The organism is Nocardia sp. CY41 (assembly GCF_009829325.1).
Classification (GTDB): domain Bacteria; phylum Actinomycetota; class Actinomycetes; order Mycobacteriales; family Mycobacteriaceae; genus Nocardia.
This window is the reverse complement of the sequence record NZ_VUOS01000001.1, coordinates 244,701-266,286: the sequence shown is the minus strand read 5'-3', so window position 1 is coordinate 266,286 and position 21,586 is coordinate 244,701. Positions and strand designations below refer to the sequence as shown.

22 protein-coding genes are annotated in these 21,586 nt (G+C 69.5%); 14 read left to right on the top strand and 8 right to left on the bottom strand.

Going from position 1 to position 21,586, the window contains the following annotated elements; all coding sequences use genetic code 11:
• Positions 1-58 precede the first annotated feature (58 nt).
• The 5 genes from alaS (at position 59) to GVY64_RS01265 (ending at position 6,275) form a co-directional block, all read left to right on the top strand.
• Positions 59-2,728, top strand: coding sequence for an alanine--tRNA ligase (alaS, locus tag GVY64_RS01285; protein ID WP_159837855.1), 2,670 nt, complete (start codon positions 59-61; stop codon positions 2,726-2,728).
• Positions 2,728-3,291: a Holliday junction resolvase RuvX gene (gene ruvX / locus GVY64_RS01280; RefSeq protein ID WP_159837853.1), complete on the top strand. Its 564-nt coding sequence runs from the start codon at positions 2,728-2,730 to the stop codon at positions 3,289-3,291. The genes alaS and ruvX overlap by 1 nt, the downstream gene beginning before the upstream one ends.
• A complete protein-coding gene (locus GVY64_RS01275) occupies positions 3,288-4,796 on the top strand; it encodes an endolytic transglycosylase MltG (RefSeq protein WP_159837851.1) in 1,509 nt (502 codons plus the stop codon). The genes ruvX and GVY64_RS01275 overlap by 4 nt, the downstream gene beginning before the upstream one ends.
• A complete protein-coding gene (locus GVY64_RS01270) occupies positions 4,786-5,610 on the top strand; it encodes a shikimate dehydrogenase (RefSeq protein ID WP_159837849.1) in 825 nt (274 codons plus the stop codon). Before GVY64_RS01275 ends, GVY64_RS01270 begins: the two co-directional genes overlap by 11 nt.
• A 185-nt stretch (positions 5,611-5,795) precedes the next feature.
• Positions 5,796-6,275: a B-4DMT family transporter gene (locus GVY64_RS01265; RefSeq protein WP_236566524.1), complete on the top strand. Its 480-nt coding sequence runs from the start codon at positions 5,796-5,798 to the stop codon at positions 6,273-6,275.
• Between the two features lie 64 nt (positions 6,276-6,339).
• Here GVY64_RS01265 and aroB read toward each other — a convergent pair whose 3' ends face one another.
• The 5 genes from aroB to GVY64_RS01240 all read right to left on the bottom strand — a co-directional run bounded on the left by aroB (position 6,340) and on the right by GVY64_RS01240 (position 11,190).
• Complete coding sequence (gene aroB, locus GVY64_RS01260) at positions 6,340-7,461, bottom strand: 3-dehydroquinate synthase (protein ID WP_159837845.1); 1,122 nt, start codon at positions 7,459-7,461, stop codon at positions 6,340-6,342.
• Entirely contained in the window at positions 7,458-8,339 is an 882-nt protein-coding gene (locus GVY64_RS37605; protein ID WP_159837843.1) for a shikimate kinase, read from the bottom strand. The genes aroB and GVY64_RS37605 overlap by 4 nt, the downstream gene beginning before the upstream one ends.
• Positions 8,336-9,544 carry a chorismate synthase gene (gene aroC / locus GVY64_RS01250; protein WP_159838239.1) on the bottom strand — a complete coding sequence of 403 codons (1,209 nt, stop codon included), beginning with the start codon at positions 9,542-9,544 and terminating at the stop codon, positions 8,336-8,338. The genes GVY64_RS37605 and aroC overlap by 4 nt, the downstream gene beginning before the upstream one ends.
• Before the next feature lie 98 nt (positions 9,545-9,642).
• On the bottom strand, positions 9,643-10,488 hold the full coding sequence (locus GVY64_RS01245; protein ID WP_159837841.1) for a universal stress protein: 846 nt from the start codon (positions 10,486-10,488) through the stop codon (positions 9,643-9,645).
• A 228-nt stretch (positions 10,489-10,716) separates the two neighbouring features.
• The gene (locus GVY64_RS01240) at positions 10,717-11,190 is read right to left on the bottom strand and encodes a prepilin peptidase (RefSeq protein WP_159837839.1); all 474 of its coding nucleotides are present in this window, start codon (positions 11,188-11,190) and stop codon (positions 10,717-10,719) included.
• A gap of 222 nt (positions 11,191-11,412) precedes the next feature.
• On the opposite strand from GVY64_RS01240, the gene GVY64_RS01235 reads away from it, so the two are divergent.
• The 4 genes from GVY64_RS01235 to GVY64_RS01220 are packed head-to-tail and all read left to right on the top strand — an operon-like array spanning position 11,413 to position 13,955.
• Positions 11,413-12,540 carry a M24 family metallopeptidase gene (locus tag GVY64_RS01235; protein ID WP_236566523.1) on the top strand — a complete coding sequence of 376 codons (1,128 nt, stop codon included), beginning with the start codon at positions 11,413-11,415 and terminating at the stop codon, positions 12,538-12,540.
• A gap of 48 nt (positions 12,541-12,588) precedes the next feature.
• Positions 12,589-13,152: an elongation factor P gene (gene efp / locus GVY64_RS01230; protein ID WP_159837837.1), complete on the top strand. Its 564-nt coding sequence runs from the start codon at positions 12,589-12,591 to the stop codon at positions 13,150-13,152.
• A 33-nt stretch (positions 13,153-13,185) separates the two neighbouring features.
• Positions 13,186-13,695, top strand: coding sequence for a transcription antitermination factor NusB (gene nusB, locus GVY64_RS01225; RefSeq protein WP_159837835.1), 510 nt, complete (start codon positions 13,186-13,188; stop codon positions 13,693-13,695).
• Entirely contained in the window at positions 13,692-13,955 is a 264-nt protein-coding gene (locus tag GVY64_RS01220) for a YciI family protein (RefSeq protein WP_159837833.1), read from the top strand. The genes nusB and GVY64_RS01220 overlap by 4 nt, the downstream gene beginning before the upstream one ends.
• 216 nt (positions 13,956-14,171) lie before the next feature.
• Here GVY64_RS01220 and GVY64_RS01215 read toward each other — a convergent pair whose 3' ends face one another.
• Complete coding sequence (locus tag GVY64_RS01215; protein WP_159837831.1) at positions 14,172-15,425, bottom strand: SLC13 family permease; 1,254 nt, start codon at positions 15,423-15,425, stop codon at positions 14,172-14,174.
• A gap of 209 nt (positions 15,426-15,634) precedes the next feature.
• Here GVY64_RS01215 and GVY64_RS01210 point away from each other — a divergent pair, with 209 nt between their 5' ends.
• The 4 genes from GVY64_RS01210 (at position 15,635) to GVY64_RS01195 (ending at position 18,666) form a co-directional block, all read left to right on the top strand.
• Complete coding sequence (locus GVY64_RS01210; protein WP_159837829.1) at positions 15,635-16,123, top strand: DMT family transporter; 489 nt, start codon at positions 15,635-15,637, stop codon at positions 16,121-16,123.
• Between the two features lie 59 nt (positions 16,124-16,182).
• Positions 16,183-16,689, top strand: coding sequence for a DMT family transporter (locus GVY64_RS01205; protein ID WP_159837827.1), 507 nt, complete (start codon positions 16,183-16,185; stop codon positions 16,687-16,689).
• 98 nt (positions 16,690-16,787) lie between these two features.
• The gene (locus GVY64_RS01200) at positions 16,788-17,321 is read left to right on the top strand and encodes a DUF4334 domain-containing protein (protein WP_159837825.1); all 534 of its coding nucleotides are present in this window, start codon (positions 16,788-16,790) and stop codon (positions 17,319-17,321) included.
• A gap of 118 nt (positions 17,322-17,439) precedes the next feature.
• Positions 17,440-18,666 (top strand): FAD-dependent oxidoreductase, encoded by a 1,227-nt coding sequence (locus GVY64_RS01195; protein ID WP_159837823.1) that lies wholly within the window; start codon positions 17,440-17,442, stop codon positions 18,664-18,666.
• 17 nt (positions 18,667-18,683) lie between these two features.
• Here the strand turns inward: GVY64_RS01195 and GVY64_RS01190 are convergent, their stop codons facing one another.
• Both GVY64_RS01190 and GVY64_RS01185 read right to left on the bottom strand, forming a co-directional pair.
• Entirely contained in the window at positions 18,684-19,850 is a 1,167-nt protein-coding gene (locus GVY64_RS01190; RefSeq protein ID WP_159837821.1) for a serpin family protein, read from the bottom strand.
• Positions 19,851-19,892: 42 nt separating this feature from the next.
• Positions 19,893-20,876: a quinone oxidoreductase family protein gene (locus GVY64_RS01185; RefSeq protein ID WP_236566522.1), complete on the bottom strand. Its 984-nt coding sequence runs from the start codon at positions 20,874-20,876 to the stop codon at positions 19,893-19,895.
• A gap of 87 nt (positions 20,877-20,963) precedes the next feature.
• Here GVY64_RS01185 and GVY64_RS01180 point away from each other — a divergent pair, with 87 nt between their 5' ends.
• Complete coding sequence (locus tag GVY64_RS01180; protein WP_159837817.1) at positions 20,964-21,539, top strand: TetR/AcrR family transcriptional regulator; 576 nt, start codon at positions 20,964-20,966, stop codon at positions 21,537-21,539.
• Positions 21,540-21,586: the final 47 nt, after the last annotated feature.

Genomic DNA, 21,586 nt, shown 5'->3' with positions numbered 1-21,586 from the left:
CACCCGGGCCCCTGGTCGATGAATATTCGCGTGCGCGGCACCGGTAGGCTGGGTATTCGTGCAGACCCACGAGATTCGACGGCGTTTCCTGGACCATTTCCTCCGTGCCGGCCATACCGAGGTGCCGAGTGCCTCGCTGATCCTGGCCGACCCGAACCTGCTGTTCGTCAACGCAGGCATGGTCCAGTTCAAGCCGTACTTCCTGGGTCAGGAGGCGCCGCCGTACCCGCGGGCGACCAGCGTGCAGAAATGCGTGCGGACCGGCGACATCGAAGAGGTCGGCGTCACCACGCGGCACAATACGTTCTTCCAGATGGCCGGGAATTTCTCCTTCGGCGACTACTTCAAGGAAGGGGCGATCGGCCTCGCCTGGGAGCTGATCTCCAAGCCGCAGGACGAGGGCGGTTACGGGTTCGACCCCGAGCGGATCTGGGTGACCGTGTATCAGGACGACCCCGAGGCCGCCGAGATCTGGAAGCGGGTCGCGGGCATCCCGGAGGAGCGCATCCAGTTCCGCGACGGCAAGGACAACTACTGGGACATGGGCGTGCCCGGCCCCGGTGGACCTTGCTCGGAGATCTACTACGACCGCGGCCCCGAGTACGGCCGTGACGGCGGGCCGGTCGCCGACGAGGACCGTTACCTCGAGATCTGGAATCTCGTCTTCATGCAGGACGTCCGCGGTGAGCTGAGCCCGAAGCAGGGGCATCCGCCCGTCGGGTCGCTGCCGAAGAAGAACATCGACACCGGTATGGGCGTCGAGCGGATCGCGTTGCTGCTGCAGGGCGTGGACAACGTCTACGAGACCGACCTGCTGCGCCCGATCATCGACAAGGCCGAGGAGCTGACCGGGCGTTCCTACGGTGTCCAGCACGAGGACGACGTACGCTTCCGCGTCATCGCCGACCACGCCCGCACCGCCGCCATGCTGATCGCCGACGGCGTGAACCCGGGCAACGACGGCCGCGGGTACGTGTTGCGGCGCCTGCTGCGCCGCATCGTGCGCTCGGCTCGCCTGCTCGGCGCGGAGAAGCCGGTGATGAGCGAGTTCGTCAAGGTCGTCAGCGATCTGATGGCCCCGTCCTACCCCGAGCTGGCGAGCGATTTCCGCCGCATCGAGACCGTGGCGGTCGGTGAGGAGACCGCGTTCCTGAAGACGCTGAACACCGGCTCCACCCTGTTCGACAACACCGCCGCCGCGGTCAAGGCCGAGGGCGGCACCACGATCGCCGGGTCGGACGCGTTCACCCTGCACGACACCTACGGCTTCCCGATCGATCTGACCCTGGAGATGGCCGCCGAGGCCGGGCTGTCGGTCGACGAGGACGGCTTCCGCTCGCTCATGGCCGAGCAGCGCAAGCGCGCCAAGGAGGACGCGCAGGCGCGCAAGCACGCCCATGCCGACCTGACGATCTACAAGGAACTGGTCGACCGCGGCGCCACCGAGTTCACCGGCTTCGACGAGCTCACCTCCGAGGCCACCGTGCTCGCCCTGATCGCCGACGGCGTGCGGGTGCCGACCGCGACGGTGGGCCAGGACGTCGAAGTCATCCTGGATCGCAGTCCGCTCTACGCGGAGTCCGGCGGCCAGATCGCCGACCGCGGTTCCATCACCGCCTCCTCGGGACTGAAGCTGCGCGTGAACGACGTGCAGAAGATCGCCAAGAAGCTCTGGGTGCACAAGACCACGGTGGAACACGGCCAGATCACCGAAGGCGACATCGTGCTCGCCCAGGCCGACCCGGCGTGGCGGCGCGGCGCCACGCAGGGCCATTCCGGCACGCACATGGTGCACGCGGCCCTGCGGCAGGTGCTCGGTCCGAACGCCGTGCAGGCCGGTTCGCTGAACAAGCCGGGCTACCTGCGCTTCGACTTCAACTGGCAGGGCCAGTTGTCCGAGCAGCAGAAGACCGACATCGAAGCCGTGTCCAACGACGCGGTCGGCGCCGACTTCCCGGTGAACACCTTCGTCACGGATCTGCCGAAGGCCAAGCAGATGGGCGCTCTGGCCCTGTTCGGCGAGAACTACGGCAACGAGGTCCGCGTGGTGGAGATCGGCGGCCCGTTCTCGATGGAGCTGTGCGGTGGCACGCACGTGCAGCATTCCTCGCAGATCGGCCCGATCACGGTGCTCGGCGAGTCGTCCGTCGGCTCCGGCGTGCGGCGCGTGGAGGCGTTCGTCGGCCTGGACTCCTACAAGTACCTGGCCAAGGAGCGCGCGCTGCTGGCCGGTGTCGCCTCCGCGCTGAAGGTGCCCTCCGAAGAGGTGCCGGGTCGCGTCGAGCAGCTGGTGGAGCGGCTCAAGGTGGCCGAGAAAGAGCTCGAGCGCACCAAGATGGCCGCCGTGCTGTCCTCGGCGGGCAGATTCGTCGAGGAGGCCGAGCGGATCGGCCGTCTGCTGCTGGTCGCGGTGGCCGCGCCGGAAGGCGTCCAAGCGGGTGACCTGCGTACCCTCGCCACCGACATCCGCGGCCGGTTCGGCAGCGAGCCCGCCGTCGTCGTGCTGCTCGGCAATGCCGACGGCAAGGTGCCGTTCGTGGTGGCGGTGAACAAGCCCGCCCAGGAGCTCGGCGTGAAGGCGGGCGATCTGGTCGGCAGCTTCGGCCCGAGCATCGCGGGCCGTGGTGGCGGTAAGCCGGAGATGGCCCAGGGCGCGGGTTCGGACCCGTCCGGCATTCCGGCGGGCCTGGCCGCGGTCCGCGCGCGGGTGGCCGAACTGGCCGGGTGATGGGCGACCCCGCGGAATCCGAGAGGTCGGCGCAGCGCGGCGCCGACCGGCCGCACCCCGCCACCGATCCCGGTCGGGGTAGGCGGATCGGAGTAGACGTCGGCAGCGTCCGGATCGGGGTCGCCGCGAGCGACCCCGACGGCGTTCTCGCCACCCCGGTGGAGACGGTGCCGCGCGCGAAACAGTCGCGACGCTCGGCTCCCGCACCCGATATCGAAAGAATTGCCGAAATTGTGCGGGAGTACGAGGCAGTCGAGGTAATCGTCGGATTACCGCGAACATTACGCGGGGAGAAGGGGACTGCGGCTACGCTGGCCAGCGCATTCGCTGAGCGATTGCGGGCTGCCGTCGCGCCGGTACCGGTCCGGCTTTCCGACGAACGTTTGACTACGGTGTCAGCTGCACGTGCATTGCGGGACAGTGGAGTTCGCGCGCGTGGCCAGCGGCAGGTGATCGATCAGGCGGCGGCCGTGTCGATCCTGCAAGGATGGTTGGACGAACGGAGTGCGGTGTTGAGGTCGGTGGAAGCGGGACGTCCTGCGTCGTCCGGGGACGATGCATGACGGATCGGTGGGCGCGGGCCGAGGAACTGTTCCGACAGCGTGAAGCTGATCGGCGTTATCGGAGAGACGACCGGGCCTGGGGCGAGTACGAGGGCGACGAGTACGACCGGTACGACGACTACGACGACGACACGACCGTCATTCCCCGCTACGTCGACGACGAGGAGGAGGAGCCCACGCCGCCGCCACCGGCCCCGCGGCGCGGTGGACAACGCGCGAGGACCACGCAGGCGGAGGCTCCACGTCGCTCGAAGGGTGAGCAGTCCAAGCGCGCCCGGCCCGAGCGTTCCGGCCGATCGCAGCGCGGCAAGCGATCCCGGGTCGCCTCGCGCAAAGCCGCCGAGCGCAAGAAGCGCCGCCGGAACCTATGGTTCGTCGCCGGGGTCTTCGTTCTGCTCTTCACCGGCGCTGTGGTCTTCGCGGGGATGAAGCTGATCGGCGGCCTTGCTCCGCCGAAGGACTACGCGGGGCCGAGCGGGCCTCTCGTGGTGGTCCAGGTGCATCCGGGCGACACCTCGCAGCAGATCGCCTCGACGATGGTCGACCGCGGTGTGGTCGCGAGCACGGGCGCGTTCTTCCAAGCGGCCGTCCGCAACTCGAACATGAGCACGGTGCAGCCGGGCTTCTACGCGATCCCCAGCCAGAGCCCTGCCGCCGAGGCGGTGTCGGCGCTGGTGAGCAAATCTTCGCGGGTCGGCAACCTGGTCGTCTCCGAGGGACGGCTGCTGCACGACCAGCACGATATGAGCACCGGCGGGCGCTATGACGGCATCTACCGCAAGATCGCGGAGGCCAGTTGCATCGGCACCGGCGCCAACCAGAAGTGCGTGACCTACGAACAGCTCGATGCCGCGGGCGCGAGCCTGGACCTCGCGGCGCTCGGGGTGCCCGCGTGGGCGTTGCAGGGTGTCAAGGACTGCCCCGACCGGACGAGGCAGCTGGAAGGCCTGATCGCCGCGGGAACTTGGGATTTCGATCCGAGCGGCACACCGGAGCAGATTCTGCGGCAGTTGGTGACCGCGAGCGCGCAGAGCTACGAGTCCACCGGACTGCTGCAGTCCGGCGCCGACACGAAACTGACGCCGTATCAGACGCTGGTGGCCGCCTCGCTGGTGGAGCGCGAGGCGAAGCCTCAGGACATGGGCAAGGTGGCGCGGGTGATCGTGAACCGGCTGCGGGCCGACCAGATGCTGCAGTTCGACTCGACGGTGAACTACACGCTGGATCGCACCGAGGTGGCGACCACCGACGCCGACCGCGCCCAGGAGACCGCCTGGAACACCTACGCGATGCGCGGCCTGCCCAAGACCCCGATCGCCGCGCCGTCGTTGAACGCGTTGCGTGCCATGGAGAATCCGGAGGCGGGGCCGTGGCTGTACTTCGTCACCGTCGACAAGCAGGGCACCACTCTGTTCACCGACGACTACCAGGAGCATCTGCGCCTGATCGCGCGGGCCCAGCGCAGCGGCATCCTCGACAGTTCCAAGGACAGTGGTGGCCGATAGTCGCAAGGCGGCGGTGCTCGGCAAGCCGATCGCGCATTCGCGATCGCCGCAGCTGCACTTGGCCGCGTATCGCGCGCTCGGGCTGAACTGGAGTTACGAGCGAATCGAATGCTCGGCCGAGCAATTGCCCGGATTGGTCGACGGCCTCGGACCCGAGTGGGTCGGACTCTCGGTGACCATGCCCGGCAAGGAAGCGGCACTGGCCTACGCGGACGAGCGCACCGACCGGGCCGTGCTGGTCGGATCGGCCAACACCCTGGTTCGCACCGACGCGGGCTGGCTGGCCGACTGCACCGACGTGGACGGCGTGTTCGGCGCACTGCGCGGCGGCGGTGTCACCGACGTGACCGAGGGCGTGGTGCTGGGTGCTGGCGGCACCGCGCGGCCGGCGCTGCTGGCGTTGTCGGAGCTGGGCGCGAAGTCGGTGACCGTGGTCGCGCGCGACGCCGGACGGGCGCGCGGCGCACTGGAACTGGCCGAGCGGCTGGGGATGGTCGCGTCCCTGGCCGGATTCGACGCCGGGACGCTGCGTGCGGTCTGTGCCGCGGCAGGCGCCGTGGTGAGCACGATCCCCGCTACGGCGGCCGCCGTCGTCGCGCCCGCGGTAGCCGAGGCCCCCGTGGTGCTCGACGCGATCTACAACCCCTGGCCGACCCCGCTGGCCGAGGCGGTGGCCCGGGCCGGGCACACGGTGGTCAGTGGTCTGCAGATGCTGTTGAACCAGGCATACGGGCAGGTCGAGCTGTTCACCGGGCAGCAGGCGCCGCGTGCGGAGATGGCGGCTGCGCTGGCGGACCCACGAGCTGGAGACTGATGCGGCACGTCTTGCTGTCGTTCGGCCGGCAGCGCACGCCCGCTCACGTCGGCCGTGCAGCGATCAGCTGTGCGTGCCGCCTAACCGCGAACCGCCTTTCGAGTGAAGCGAGACGAGCATGGGCGGCGGGCTGCGAACACGCGGAGCCGTAGGCGCTGTCCGAAAACACAGCTATGGTGTTTCGCATGAATGCTTGGTTGTTGCGGGCTGTCGTCCTCGGTGCGCTGGTGGTGGCGTTGCGTGCCGGGCTCGGGTTCGCGATGGTGTACTGGCCGACGCAGGGGGCGCTGATGCGCATCCTGTGCCTGGTCGTGCTGGTCGCGGCCATCGTGTCCTGGGGTGTGCTCGACGGTCGCCGCGACCGTATCGCCAGCGGAGACGCGGAGCGAGGCGCCGATCTGACCATGATGTGGTTGAAGGCCGCCGTCGTGGGCGGCGTGGGCAGCGGTCTGGTGGCCTGGGTCTTGGACTTCGTGCCCGGGTTCGACCTCGGTGACAACGGCGTGCTCTTCGAAGTCACGGCGGGCGCGGCGTTCATCATCCTGCTGATCTTCGTGCCCGCGCTGATCGGCGTCGGCGTCGGCCGGATGCTGGCCGAGCGGCGGAACGGCAAGGGGCGCTCCACCCCGCCGTCGACTTTTTCCGCCGCGGGAAGCGCGATCTGATTCGACGTACGACCGGCGCGCCCGATACGGGGCGCGCCGTTGTCCTATCCGGTGGCCGTGCGGGTTACAGCAGAACCGCACCGCCGCTCGGGCTTTCCTCCCTGGCGATCGCCGAGTAGGCGGCGGCCAGCAACGTCGGATCGGGTCCTTCCAGGCGTCCGGGCTTGGCCAGGCCGTCGAGCACGACGAAGCGCAGCACGCCGGAGCGGGTCTTCTTGTCCGTCTGCATCGCGTCCAGCAGCTGGGGCAGCGCGTCGGCGTCGTAGCTGGTCGGCAATCCGACTGCGGACAGGATCGCGCGGTGACGGTCGGCGGTGGCATCATCCAGACGGCCTGCGAGCCGGCCGAGTTCGGCGGCGAACACCAGGCCGACGGAGACCGCCGCGCCGTGGCGCCACCGGTAGCGCTCTCGCCGCTCGATCGCGTGCCCGAGGGTGTGACCGTAGTTCAGGATCTCGCGGAGGCTGGACTCCTTCAGATCGGCGGCCACGACGTCGGCTTTCACCTGGATCGCGCGGCGGATCAGCTCCGGCAGCACTTCGCCGGCCGGGTCGAGGGCGGCCTCCGGGTCGCGCTCCACCAAATCGAGGATCACCGGATCGGCGATGAAGCCGGCCTTGATGATCTCGGCCATGCCCGCGACGATCTCGTTGCGTGGCACGGTTTCCAGCGTGGCCAGGTCGACCAGCACGGCGGCGGGTTCGTGGAAGCAGCCGACCAGGTTCTTGCCTGCTTCGGTATTGATGCCGGTCTTGCCGCCGACCGCCGCGTCGACCATCGCCAGCAGCGTGGTGGGCACGTGCACGATGCGCACGCCGCGCATCCAGGTGGCGGCGACGAAGCCGGCGAGGTCGGTGGCCGCGCCGCCGCCCAGGCTGACCACGACGTCGTTGCGGGTCAGGCCGATGCGCCCGAGCACCTCCCAGCAGAACCCGGCGACGGCGAGGTCTTTGCCCGCCTCGGCGTCCGGGATCTCCACGCGGTGGGCGTCGATGCCGGTGTCGGCCAGCGCTTTCCGCACCACCTCGGCGGTCTCGGCCAGCGGCGGCTGATGGAAGATGGCCACCGTGCGCACGCCCTTGGCCGCGCCGTTGACCGACTCGACGAGTTCGCCGAGCAACCCGCGGCCGATGATCACCGGGTACGGGTCGGCGGTCCGGACTTCGAGACGACTCGGCTCTGTCACGTGGCTTGCTCCGATTCTGTTGATGCTGTGGTCGACTGCTGCCGTGCCCGCGAGCGGGCACGACGTGCGCGGGCGCGCCGCGAACGGCTGCTTGTCACCGCCTCACCGCCGCCCGCCCCGCTCGCGGCGTCGGGTTCGCTCGCGATGCTTCTGCGGGTGCGACGGGACCGAACGGTGGCGGTCACCGCCGATTCGGCGCCGGTGCCGGTGTCGGTGGTCTCGTCTTCATCCGCGGCCTTGCGCCGGGCCGCGGCTCTGGCCCTGGCGCGGCGCCGGGCCCGTGATCGGCTGCTGCCCTGCGGGATTCCGCTGGGCGGTGGCCGCAGATCCGCCTCGGTGGGCTCGACCGGCTCCATCCCGAGCTTGGTCATGATCATCCGCACCACCCGGCCCGGGCTGCGGCCGTCGGTGCGCACCCGGACGGTCGCCACTTCCCGGTACAGCGGCCTGCGCGTGCGCATCAACTCCCGGTACTTCGCACCGGGGTCGGCGCCGTTGAGCAGGGGCCGCTGGGTGCTCGCGCCGGTGCGACGGAGGCCCTCGGCGACGCTGATCTCCAGATAGACCACGGTGCGGCCGTGCAGGAGGGCCCTGGTGTTCGCGGACAGCACGGCGCCACCGCCGAGCGAGACCACGCCGCGCTCGGCGAGGACGGCGCGGCGCACCACTTGCTCCTCGATCCGGCGGAATTCGGGCTCACCGTCTTCGGCGAAGATCTCCGGGATCGTGCGACCGGTCTCGCGCTCGATGCCGGCATCGGTGTCGTACAGCTCGACGCCGAGTTCCCTCGCGAGCTTGCGGCCGATCGTCGACTTCCCCGCTCCCGGCGGTCCGACCAGCACCACGCGCGGGGCGCGCGGATCGGTCTGCACAATCATTGCGACCGACTGTCCGCGGACACGTGGGGGCGAGTGCTGATGCGCTTGATGTAGCTGGTGATGTTCTCGGCCGTCTCGGTGAGCGAGTCGCCGCCGAACTTCTCCAGCGCGGCTTGCGCGACGACCAGCGCCACCATCGATTCGGCGACCACGCCTGCGGCGGGCACGGCGCAGACGTCCGAGCGCTGGTGGATGGCGACGGCCTCGTCGCCCGTGGTCATGTCCACGGTGGACAGCGCGCGCGGCACGGTGGAGATCGGCTTCATGGCGGCGCGCACGCGCAGCGCCTCGCCGTTGGTCATGCCGCCCTCCAAGCCGCCCGCGCGGTTGGTGGAGCGCAGTACGCCGTCGGGGCCGGGTCGCATCTCGTCGTGCGCCTCGCTGCCGCGGCGGCGCGCGGTCTCGAACCCGTCGCCGACCTCGACGCCCTTGATGGCCTGGATGCCCATGAGCGCGGCCGCGAGACGGGCGTCGAGCCGGTTCTCACCGCTGGTGAACGAGCCGAGGCCGACCGGAAGGCCCTCCACGACCACCTCGACCACGCCGCCGAGGGTGTCGCCGTCCTTCTTGGCCGCCTCGATCTCGGCGATCATCGCGGCTTCGGCGTCCTTGTCGAATGCCCGCACCGGGCTGGCGTCCACCGCGGCGAGGTCGGCGGCGGTGGGCACGATGCCGGAGGTGTTCTGCGCCGCGCCGATGGACACGACATGCGAGACGACCTCGGCGCCGAACGCCTGACGCAGGAAGTTACGCGCGACGGTGCCCGCCGCGACGCGCGCCGCGGTCTCCCTGGCGCTGGCGCGCTCGAGCACGTTGCGGGCGTCGTCGAAGTTGTACTTGAGCATGCCGGAGTAGTCGGCGTGCCCGGGCCGGGGCCGGGTCAGCGGTGCGTTGCGGGCCAGGTCGGCGAGTTCGGCCGGATCGACCGGATCGGCGGACATCACCGTGGTCCATTTCGGCCATTCGGAGTTGGCCACCTCGATCGCCACGGGGCCGCCCATGGTGCGCCCATGCCGCACACCGCCGACGACGGTGACCTTGTCGGCCTCGAACTTCATCCGCGCGCCGCGGCCGTAGCCGAGCCTGCGGCGGGCGAGCTGCGTGGAGATCTCGTCGGACGTCACCTCGACGCCTGCCACCATCCCCTCGAGGATGGCGACGAGAGCGGGACCATGGGATTCTCCGGCAGTTATCCAACGCAGCACATCGTTCATCTTCCCATGTCGACGCCGCTGCTCCGGAACGTGGCCCGCCGTGACGACGCGCACGGTGGGGGAGGCCCGGCTACCGCGGGCCGAGGTGCTCACCGGGCGATGACGATGGGCCGATCCACCGAGCGCAGCAGCGCGTCACTCACCGAGCCGAACAGCAGCCGCCCCAGCGTCCCTCGGCCCCGGTTGCCCACCACCAGCAACTGTCCGTCGCGCGAGCGTTCGAGCAGCCGCCGCTCCGGACGGTCGCGGACGACCTCACGCCGGATGGTCAGCTCCGGGTACTGCTCCTGCCAGCCGGCCAGGCTGGTGGCGAGCAACGCTTCCTCGGTCCGGCGCAGCGCGGACCGGTCGGTACCGATCGCGGCCAGCGGCTCGACCTCGCCCCAGGTGTGCACGGCCACCAGTTCGACTCCGCGCAGCGACGCCTCGGTCGCCGCCACCTCGATGGCGGCTTGCTCGGAGGAGGACCCGTCCACCCCGACGATCACCGGGCCCGTGCTCGTCCGGTCCCACAACGGCGTGTCGTCGGGTACCACCGCCACCGGGCAGTCGGCGTCCCTGGCGACGGCGGTGCTCACCGAGCCGAGCAGGACGCGTTGCACGCGGCCGACACCACGGGTGCCGACCACCAGCATCGCCGCGCTCCGGGACCGCTCGATCAGGGCGCCCGCGATGTGCGCGGTGCGGATCTCGGTGCCGATGGCGATGTCACGCACGGTGTGCGCAGCCGCTACCGCGGCGTCCGCGGCGCGCTCGATCGCCTCGTCCGCTTCGCGCACCCGCAGCAACGCGGCAGGCCGCGGCGGATCGTCGTCGGCGGATCCGAGCGAGGACTCGACGACGAGCGAGATGTGCAGGGGCGCGTCGTGCAGCGCCGCGGTCTGTGCCGCCCAGCGGACCGCCGTGATCGAGGGATCGGAACCGTCGGTTCCCACGACGATCGGTCTCCGCGACGGATGCCTCGGATTCACTGGGCGGCTCCTTCTCGACGCTGCTTCCTGTCGTCGCGCATGCGAGGGGCGACTCGCCGAAGTGCCGCACCAGGAGCGCTGCTGCCGCGGCCGCTCGGGAAAGTCGTTGCCCGCGATTGATGCTACCGATGAATTGCCGCAAATTTGCTGGCTTCGCGATCCGCTGGAGTCGTCGGCGCGGAAGCGCCGGGCTCAGCTCGAATCGAGGGCCGATGACAGTAAGGCGAGCAAGGTCGCCAGACACATCGCGGGACCGTGCGGCACGGTGACCGCGCCGGTGCGGGGGTCGTTGGGATGGGGGCCGAATACGCTACGACAGGCCAGCGTGCCCAGCGCGACACACGCGGTCAGCGACGGTGCGCCGAGTGCGGCCCACACCCACGGTCCAGTGCCGCCGAGGGCGGCCGCCCCGCCGAGCATCGCCGCGAGTTTGACGTCCCCCGCCCCCAGTGCGGCGGGTGCGGCGAGGTGTACCAGCAGATACGGTGCCGACAGCAGCGCCGCGCCCAGCAGCGCGGCGGTGAATTGTCCTGTGTGCAGGCCATATCCGAGGACCGTCAGCGCACCCGAACCGGTCAGTCCGTTCGGTAGGCGTCGTTCGCGCAGGTCGAACACCGTCAGCGCCGCGCACCACAGGGTGAGTACGGCGCACGCGAGAGGAGTCATGTCTCCACTCTCGCCCGGTTCCGGAGTGGAAGAGTCGTGCCCGCCCGGAATGTGCACAATCCGGGTGAATGTGAACAGGCTATGGGTCAGCCGCCGTGCCGTCTTTCGAGAAGTGCTGCGGGGCAGCGTTTTCCATGAAGACGTGGTGCTTCGCCCGCGCCGGCGGCATGCCGAGTACGTGTTGCCTGTCGGCAACCGGTGTGTCGGCGGTAGTTTTGACTCATGTGTGCTGATCACCAGGGTCATGTGCCGGACTACGCGGCGCGGCGGAGCGCGCTGCGCAGCCTGCTGGTGGAGAACGGGGTGGATGCCCTGCTCGTCACCGATCTGGTGAACATCAGATATCTGACCGGGTTCACCGGTTCCAACGCGGCGTTGCTCGTGCACTCCTGGGACACGCGCGCCGCCGAGGAACGGACCGTGATCGGCACCGACGGCCGGTATCGAACCCAGGTCGCCGAACAGGTGCCCGACCTGCGGGCGGAGATCGCGCGCGCCACCGCGCGGCGGATCGTGCAGCTGGCCGGGGAGTGGCAGGTCGGCCGGGTCGGTTTCGAAAGCCATGTCGTCACCGTCGAACAGCATCGCGGTTTCCTCGAACAGCGCACCGGCCTGCAGTTCGTCGCCTCACCCGGCCTGGTCGAGCAGTTGCGCATGGTCAAGGACGCCTACGAGGTGGAACAACTGCGCGCGGCCTGCGCGGCGGGCGACGCCGGTCTGGCCGCCCTGCTGGAGCGCGGCGGACTGCGTCCCGGTCGCACGGAGCGTCAGGTGGCCAGGGATTTGGAATGGGCCATGTTCGAGCACGGCGCCGAAGCGGTGTCGTTCGAGACCATCGTGGCCACCGGCGCGAACTCTGCTGTCCCGCATCATCGCCCGACCGGCGCCGTGCTGGCCGCGGGCGATTTCGTCAAGCTGGACTTCGGGGCGGTGGTCGGCGGCTACCACTCCGACATGACCCGCACCTTCGTGCTCGGCGCGCCGACCGACTGGCAGCGCGAGGTGTACGCACTGGTCGCCGATGCGCAGCGGGCCGGGTGCCGAGCGCTGCGGCCGGGGATTCCGGTGGCCGACGTGGATGCCGCGTCGCGGGCGGTGATCGAGGCCGCGGGTCACGGCAAGTTGTTCGTGCACGGCCTCGGCCACGGGGTCGGGTTGCAGATCCACGAAGCGCCCGGAATCGCGAAAACCGGAACCGGTACACTTCTGACTGGCGTGGCGGTGACCGTCGAACCAGGTGTGTACTTTCCCGGCCGCGGCGGGGTCCGGATCGAGGACACGCTCGTGGTGCGCGAAGGGGGCCCGGAATTGCTCACCCACACCAGCAAAGACCTGACCGTCGTCGACTGACGCCGGTCTGCCCGAGACCAAGCGGTAGAACGAGGAGATCCGAAGACAGTGGCGGACACCAGCGACTTCAAGAACGGCCTTGTGCTGAAGATCGACGGTCAGCTCCAGCAGATCATCGAGTTCCAGCACGTCAAGCCGGGCAAGGGCCCCGCGTTCGTGCGGACCAAGCTGAAGAACGTCGTGTCCGGCAAGGTGGTCGACAAGACCTTCAACGCCGGCGTGAAGGTGGAGACCGCCAACGTCGACCGCCGCGACATGACCTACCTCTACCACGACGGCACCGACTACGTCTTCATGGACGGCGAGACCTTCGACCAGATCTCCATCGCCGAGGAGACCATCGGCGACGGCGCCCGTTTCCTGCTGGAGAACATGACTGTGCAGGTCGCCACGCACGAGGGCGCGCCGCTGTACGTCGAGCTCCCGGTCTCGATCGAGCTCGTGGTCCAGCACACCGACATCGGCCTGCAGGGCGACCGCTCCACCGGCGGCACCAAGCCCGCCACCTTGGAGACCGGCGCCGAGGTGCAGGTCCCGCTGTTCATCAACACCGGCGACAAGCTGCGCATCGACTCGCGCGACGGCAGCTACCTCGGCCGGGTCAACGCCTGATCACCCGGCCGGCGAATTCGGGATGATGTGACCGTGGCTGACCAGCCCGTGGACAAGAAGTCCACGTACAAGAAGCTCGGCGCGCGGCACAAGGCCCGCCGCCGCGCGGTCGACCTGTTGTTCGAGGCCGAGGCCAGGGACGTCGACGCCGCCGATCTGCTCGACGAGCGCGCCGAGCTCGCCGGTCGCGACCAGTCGGTCGCGCCGGTGCACCCCTACACCCGCACTCTGGTCGGCGGCGTCGCCGACGACCTCGACCGGGTGGACGGCACCATCGAGTCCTACCTGCAGGATTGGACCTTGGCGCGGCTCCCGGCCGTGGATCGCGCGATTCTGCGCATCGCGGTCTGGGAGCTGTTCCACGCGAGCGACGTCCCGCCGGTCGTCGCCGTGGACGAAGCGGTGGAGCTGGCCAAGGAGCTGTCCACCGACGATTCCCCGTCCTTCCTCAACGGCGTGCTGGGGCAGGTCGTCCTGGTGGCGCCGCAGGTGCGTGCGGCGGCGGCCGCGACTCGGGCTCCGCGGCCGGAGCCGGAGTCGTGAACAAGTACCTCGTTCTGGCGATGCGCACCCCGCGCTTCGACAATGCCGTGATCGAGCCGCATCGGCAGTTCCTGCGGTCGCTGGACGACCGCGGGCAGCTGCAGGAGAGCGGCCGGTTCACCGACGGCACCGGCGGCGCGTACGTGATCTACGCCGAGAGCCTGGACGCCGCCCGGGAGATCGCGTTCACCGATCCCGTGCACACCACCGGCTCCTCGGAACTCACCATCTACGAGTGGGAAATCACGGCTCCGAACTGACTCGGCTCAACCCCTGCTGCGTGCTCACCGCCCTGCCGGGTGGCCGTGGGCGCGGATGGCTCCCGCTGTTGGGTGTACGGATGACCAGCGGGAGCACGACCGGAACCGGTGGTTCCGCGCGTGAGATCGGACCTCGACGTGCGTCTCGATCCGACCCCGACGGCCATCCTGGTACCTCTACCGCACTCGAGGTCAAGCGCGGCGATGTCTCGTCACCTAGCTACCGGTGATCCACAGCGCTGCGACCGCTCCTGCGGTGGCGACCACGGCGAGGGCGGCACCGGTCAGGACGAAACGCCGCATGGGGACCCGTACACCGTGCATACGGCAGAATTCCAAGCACAGCAGAGTGGCGAGCGAGCCCCACGGCGTGACGATCGGGCCGACATTGGTGCCGATCAGCAAGGCGAGGAGCTGATCGCCGTTCTGCTCGGGAATCACCGACTCGCCTGCCGTGTAAGCGGGCAGGTTGTTCGCGACATTGGACAGAACCGCGCCCGCCGCCGCGGCGCGGAACGCGCCGGACGCGCCCGGGTCGGTGCCGATCAGGGCGTGCATCAGGTCACCGAGACCGAGTCGGCTCAGGGTGGGTACCACCAGAAACAGGCCGACCACGAAAACGAACAGCTGCCACGGGACGAGCGACCACCGCAAGGCGCCGCGGTCGAACACGGCGAACGCCGCCAACGCGATCAGCGCCGCGAGTGCCGCCGCGACACCGATCCGATCGCCGACGAGGGGGATCGCGATGATGAACAGCAGGCAGGCCCCCGCTGTGGTGAAGAACAGCGAGCGCTCTCGGAAGTTCGTGGGCCGGATCGGTTCGGGCGGCAGATAGCGGTCGGTTTCCCGGCGTCCCCGCCGCCAGTACCACACCCACAGGCACACCGTCGTCGCGGCGACCGAAACCAGCTGTGGCGCCCACATCTTCGCCGCGAACCCGGTCGCGGACAGGGCCACCCGATCGGCGGCGAGCAGATTCGTGAGATTGGAAACCGGTAGCAACAGGCTCGCGGTGTTGGCCAGCCACAGGGTGGTCATGGCCAGCGGCAGTGGCGGAATACGGGCAGGCGCCGCGAGTGCCAGCATGACCGGGGCGATGAGCACGGCTGTGGTGTCGAGGTTCAGCAGGACCGTCGTGGCGGAGGCGAACAGGACGCAGAGGCCGAACAGCGCGGGATAGTAGCCCCGCCCGAGGATCGCGAGGCGATGGGCGATGGCGTCGAAGACCTTGGCCTGCCTGGTGAGTTCGGCCAGCACGATGACGCCGGCGAGAAACAGCAACAGCGGGCCGATGCGGCGCATGTTCGCGGCGGCCTCGTCACGGGGCAGCAGCCCGGTGAGCACGCAGAGCACACCGGCCGCCAGCAAGGCGAGGCGGAACCGGTCCAGAACGCTCAGCCGCCGCCCGGCTGTGGTCGCGGGCGGGTTTCGCGTAGCGGAATCGACCAGTTCGGGCACGACTGTCATCATGGCAGCCTTTCGTGCGCGCCCCTTCCCGGCCGCGGGCGGGAGACCGAGATGGCGATTCTCGTTTACCCATTGAACGTGCCGTTAGACGATGGTACGTTATGCGGGTCACACAGGGTCGGGCAGGCCGGCCCCATTCGTCGGATGGAATCCATTGTGTCCGAGGAGATCTCGGGTTCGTCCGCCGCCGAGTCAAGGATGTATTGCCCATGAGCATCGCCATCGGACTGGTATTTCTGTTCATCCTGGTCGGAGGTAGCCTACGGTCGGCCGAGGCCGGCTGCCAGAATACGTTGATGAACCACATGAAGAACATGTGGTTGTGCGCCGTGATCTCGTATGCCGTTGCGCTGACCGGTTTTTCGATCTTCCTCGCACTGTCGTCGAAGAGTCCGTGGCCGACGCTCGACGACGTGCGGAACATGCCGTGGTGGGCGCCGTTCGGCGGTCTGCTGGGCGGCGCGGCGGTGATGGGGATGATCGCCGTCGCCCGTCATGTCGGCGTGGCGACGTTCAGCGCGCTGGTGATCGTAGGCGAGATGGTGGTCGCCGTGATCATGGACCACTTCGGACTCATGGGATTCGAAGAGCGATCCGCCAGCTTTCCGCGTCTGGTGGCCTGCGGGCTCATCACGCTCGCGATCTACCTGATGGCCGACGAGCCCGCGGCCGGTGAGCCCAGGGTCAGCGTCACCTGACGGCAGGACGCGCCCCGCTGCCGGCAAACCAACCCTCCGCACTCTCCCGAGGACTCCCCATGACGGTGCAGACCGCCGAAAAGACCCGTGCCGCGCTGCCTCGCGCCACGATGGCACTCATCTTCGCGTTCATCCTGGTCGGCGGCGCACTGCGCTCCGTGGAAGCCGGTTGCCAGAACTCGCTGAAGCTGGCATTGAAAAATGTCTGGTTGTGCGGCGTGATCTCCTACGCCGTGGCGTTCACCGGCTTCGCCATCTTCCTCACGGTGGCGCTGCTGGTTTCCACCAACCGGCCGTGGCCGACGAAGGCCGACATTCGAAGCATGCCGCGGTGGGCGCCGTTCGGCGGCCTGCTCGGCGGCGCCGCCATCCTGGCGATGATCTCCGTGGCTTCCGACGTGGGCGCAGGCACCTTCAATGCGTTGATCATCGCGGGACAGATGTTCGGGGCGCTCGCGATCGACCACTTCGGACTGATGGGCTTCCCACGGCGTGCGGTGAGCTCCAAACGCATCGCCGCGTGCGTCATGATCATCGCCGGGATCTACCTCATGGCGAGCTACTGAGCCCGCGCGGGGCACACCGGGACCTGGCCGACCGCCACGTTCTGAGAGATGGATAGGGTATCTATCGCACCGTTGCCTCGCCGAAGGAAGTAGGAGACATGGCCGCGAACGAGCTGACCGCGACGGACGTCCATACCGCGCAGGAGGCGTGGGCACTGTTCGATCGCCTCCCGGCCGCACGGGTCGAGGAGATCACGACGGGGCGCTGGCGCGGCGAGGAACTGGACACCGGTCATCCGATGGATGGCGTGCTGGTGGCTTCGGGCTGGTACGGCAAGCAGTTCGACGGTCCCGACAGCGTGCATCCGCTGCTGTTCACCTCCGGCGGCACGGTATTTCCCGTCGATCCGCGCCGCGTCCCGGTCGCATTGGCCGGGCGGGTGCCGCTGCCGGGTGTGCGTGCCGTGCGCAAGGCGCTGCCGGTCCTGCGTCCCGCGTTGCGCACCGGCAAGTACACCGCGCGTCTGCGTGCGGTCGAATACCGCGGCGTGACCAGTGCCGCGATGGTCTACGACCACCTGCCGATCATCGACCACTTCCGGCGTGCCGACGAGCACACCCTGTTCGGCGTGATGGATTTGCGCGGTATGGCGGAACCGTACTTCTTCGTCCTGCACCGGGACATCGACTGAGGCGGTTGCCGATCCGGTCGGCCACGACCGATCCGCGTCCGGCGCCGCGCCCGTCGCACTAGGATTTGCGCAAACAGGCGACACCTTGCGGCGATGGTGACCGAGGGAGGCACAGTCGATGGAACGCACGACATGCCTGGTGGTCGGCGGGGGACCGGCCGGAATGATTCTCGGGCTGCTGCTCGCACGGGGCGGTGTCGAGGTCACGGTGCTGGAGAAGCACAAGGACTTCTTCCGCGACTTCCGCGGCGACACTGTGCATCCCACGACCCTGGACCTGCTCGATGAACTGGGGCTGGGCGCCGAATTCGCGAAACTTCCCGCGCGCAGAGTGGATCAGGTGCAGCTGCCGATCGCGGGCGGCCTGCAGACACTCGCCACGCTGAAGAATCTGCCGGGCAAGCACAAGTACGTCGCCATGGTGCCGCAGTGGGATCTGCTGGATCTGCTCGCGCGGGCCGCCGCGGCCGAGCCCACCTTCCGGCTGCGGATGAACACCGAGGCCACCGACCTGATCTGGATAGACGGCAGGGTCGGCGGCGTGACCTATCGGACCGTCGACGGTGCGAGCGGCTCGATCGAAGCCGACCTGACCGTAGCCTGCGACGGCCGCGCTTCGCTGCTGCGGGCGGCCGCCGGATTGCCGACCCGCACCTGGCCGACGCCGATGGACGTCTGGTGGTTCCGCTTGCCGCGCACGGAGATCGACCCCGCGGGGGCGCTGCCGATCGTCAGCGCCCGGCGGGTGGCGGTTCTGCTCGACCGCGGCGATTACTGGCAGTGCGCGACGTTGATCGCCAAGGGCGCCGACGAGTCCGCCCGCCAGGGGCCGGTCGAGGACATCATGCGCGGCTTGGCGGAGGCCGCTCCCTGGCTTTCCGACCGGGTCGACGCCTTGACCGACTGGGACGAGGTCAAGTTGCTGGAAGTGCGTCTCGACCGGCTGACCCAGTGGTACACCAACGGCCTGCTCTGCCTCGGGGACGCCGCGCACGCGATGTCCCCGGCCGGCGGCGTCGGCATCAACCTGGCCGTGCAGGACGCCGTCGCCGCGGCCGGAATCCTCGCTCCCCGGTTGCTTTCCGGCACGCTCGGGACCAGGGATCTGGCGAAGGTACAACGGCGGCGGAGGTTTCCGACCGTCGTGACACAGGGCATACAGCGACTCCTGCATGCCTTCGCGATCGTCCCTGCCCTCGAAGGACGCGTCGACATCGCTCGTGCCCCTCGCGCACCGCTGCCGGTCCGCGTACTGCGCCGCATTCCCGTATTACGCAGCGTGCCACCGTATCTGCTCGCTCGCGGCGTCCTTCCGGAGCACGCGCCCTACTTCGCTCGGCGCTAACGGTTCGGCAGGCCTTCTCATGTCGCGGCGTCGGGGGATGTCGCGGGCGGGGTCGCAATCCAACCGGCGACGACCGCGAGGCCGGTCGGGCGATGCACGGCGAGAAAGCCGAAGGGCCGGTCGAAGACCACCGAGACGACGGGCGCGTGGTGCTGCCGCAGTGGTGCTGCCACGGCGCGTAACGCGAAGGCCGTCACGGCGGCGGCCTCGAAACCGTCGTGCCCGAACCTGGCGAGCACCTCTTGCGCTCCTTGGCCGACGCAGAGCGGGAACGACGAGATCGCCGGAAAGTGACCACGGGTGCAGTCGGCCGCGTCGGCGAGCCCGAACAAGCCTGCTGCGGCGAGGAGGTCGTGGGTGGATCGAACTTCGAAGGGCGGCAGCCTCAGGCGCAGTTGTCCGCTGCCGGTCGGCACCGGCTCACTGCGCACGGTGAGCCCCGGCCCCGTGCTGCCGACCGGTAGGTCGGAGCGGATCGGCACGGTGCCCGACAGTGCCGCCAAGCCGGTTTCGAGTACGACGCCGGCGGTGCCCGTGCCGGTCAGGAGATGGACGTCCAGATCGGCGACGCCTTCGACGACCACGCGAGTGACCGGTTCCGGCGCGTCCAGGATCGCGGCGTTGCCCGTATCGCCGCTCACCCGGGACAGGCCGGGGCCGCGATGCCCCTGCCAGGGGCCGTCTTTCGAGGTCAGCGTTCCGACGTCGAAGGGAATCGTCCACCGGGTCTTCGCGACCAGCGCGGTGGCGAGCACCAGCAGCGCACCGGGATCGACCGCGGCGGGGAACCGTTCGATGAGCCCGTCGGTGTGCCGGGCGGCCCAGCTGTCGAGCTCGGATTGCCCGGCCAGCCGGGCGAGGACTCCCTCGGGGAGCGCCCGCGACCATGCCTCGTGCAACGGCAGCTCGCGGCCCACCCACACGCCGAGTGCCGCCGACACCGCGTCCGAGCGTCGGATATCGCGCAGCAACCGGAGCGCCGAGTCTTGTCCGTCCGCCGCGGGTACGCCGACCGCTGTCGCCAGCTCATCCCGCGCCGGACCGTCCGCCGCGGAGGCGAGCAAGGCCAGCAGCGGCCAGACCCCGGCGCCGGAGACCACGAAGTCTTGCTCGCCGACCGCCGCGCACCACCGTGCCGTGAGGGCGTTGGCGGCACCGACACGGGATTCGAGGGAAGTCCGCACGCAACCCACCCTAGCCACGGCCGCGCGGGCTTCGGGCCGCTCTCAGGACACGGCGGTTCCCGGACGCAGCACGATCTTGCCCAGCGGCGCTCGATCCTCCAGCAGTCGATGCGCGTGGCTCGCCTGATCCAGCGGCAGCACCGCCTCGACCAGTGGATCGAGTCCACCCCTCGCCGCGCGGGCCAGCACGGTGTCGCGCACCCGGGCGACTCGATCCAGCCAGTCCGGTCCCGCGCAGCCGGTGAAGGTCAGGCCGCGCATGATCAGGTCGGCCGCCGACACCTGGGCGGGCGCGCCGGACAACCAGCCGTAGCCCAGCATGCGGCCACGCAGGGGTGTCATCAGGTCCAGCAGGTCCGTGGCGCTTGCGCCGCCGATCGAATCGAACACCACGTCCACCGTTGCGCCACCGAGTGTTTCGCGCAGCCGGGTGATCCACGCCGGATCGTTGTGGTCGATCACGTCGTCGGCTCCCAGCTCACGGGCTCTGGCCGCCTTTTCCGGGCTGCCGGCGGTGCCGATGACGCGAGCCGCTCCTAACTCCTTGGCCAGCTGCGTCAGGGCGCTGCCGATACCCGTGGCGGCGGCCTCGATGAGGACGGTTTCGGCACCGGTCAGCGCGGCGGTCTCCAGCAGTGGAATCGCCACCGATCCGTTCATCAGCACTGCCGCGGCGTCCACGGTGGACAGGCCGTCCGGAATGCGCGCAACGGAATCCGCGGGACCGGCGACGAATTCGGCGTAGGCGCCGAAACCTCTGGTCGCTACCACGACTCGCTGCCCGATGAGTGCAGGATCGACTTGCGCGCCGACTTCCGTGACGACTCCCGCCGCCTGGAAACCGAAGACCAGCGGTAGCGGCGCGTCGATGGGGAATTCGCCGGAGCGCAGTTTGGTCTCCGGGAACAGTACCGGGATCGCCTCGGCGCGGATGACCACCTCGTCGGCGGCCGCCCGTGGCGCCGGGACCTCCATGGCCACCAGCACGTCCGGGCTTCCCGTCGCCGTCATTACGATTGCCTGCATCATGAACTCCATAAGTTGACTGACGGTCCAATTATCGCGCCTCCGATGATATGGACCGCCGGTCAAGTTGTCTAGAAAGCGGGTGCGATGGGCGACGAACGGCCCAGGGAACGGGCGGACGCGGCGCGCAACCGGCGGGCGATCCTGGACGCCACGTTCGCGCTGCTGGCCGAGCACGGCGCCGAGGCCATCACCATGGACCGCGTCGCGGCTGCCGCCGGAGTGGGTAAAGGCACGATCTTCCATCGTTTCGGCAACCGCGCCGGGCTCTTGCACGAGATGGTGGCGCAGAGCGCGGTCGCGCTGATGGACGCGATCAGCAATGGCCCGCCGCCTCTCGGCCCGGGCGCGCCCGCCGACGCCCGCCTGATCGCCTACTTCGACGCCATGGCGCGGCTGGTGATCGACAATTCCGAGCTGATGGTCGCCTATCGCACCGAACCGCCGCATCCGAGGACCGCCGAATTCCACGCGTTCTGGGACAACCACATCACCACGTTGCTGCGCGAAGCACGTCCTGACCTGGATGCCGAAGTGGTCGGGCGGCTGCTGCTGGGCGCGCTGAGCGCCGAATCGGTGCCGGCCATGGTCCGGGCGGGCGAAACCGAGCGGTTGCTGGCGGCGGTGCGGGAGCTGGTCGAATCGGTGCTGCGCAGCCCGTGACGATCCGATGTCGCGGCATCGTCGGGTCCGCCGTACCGGCGCGGCGC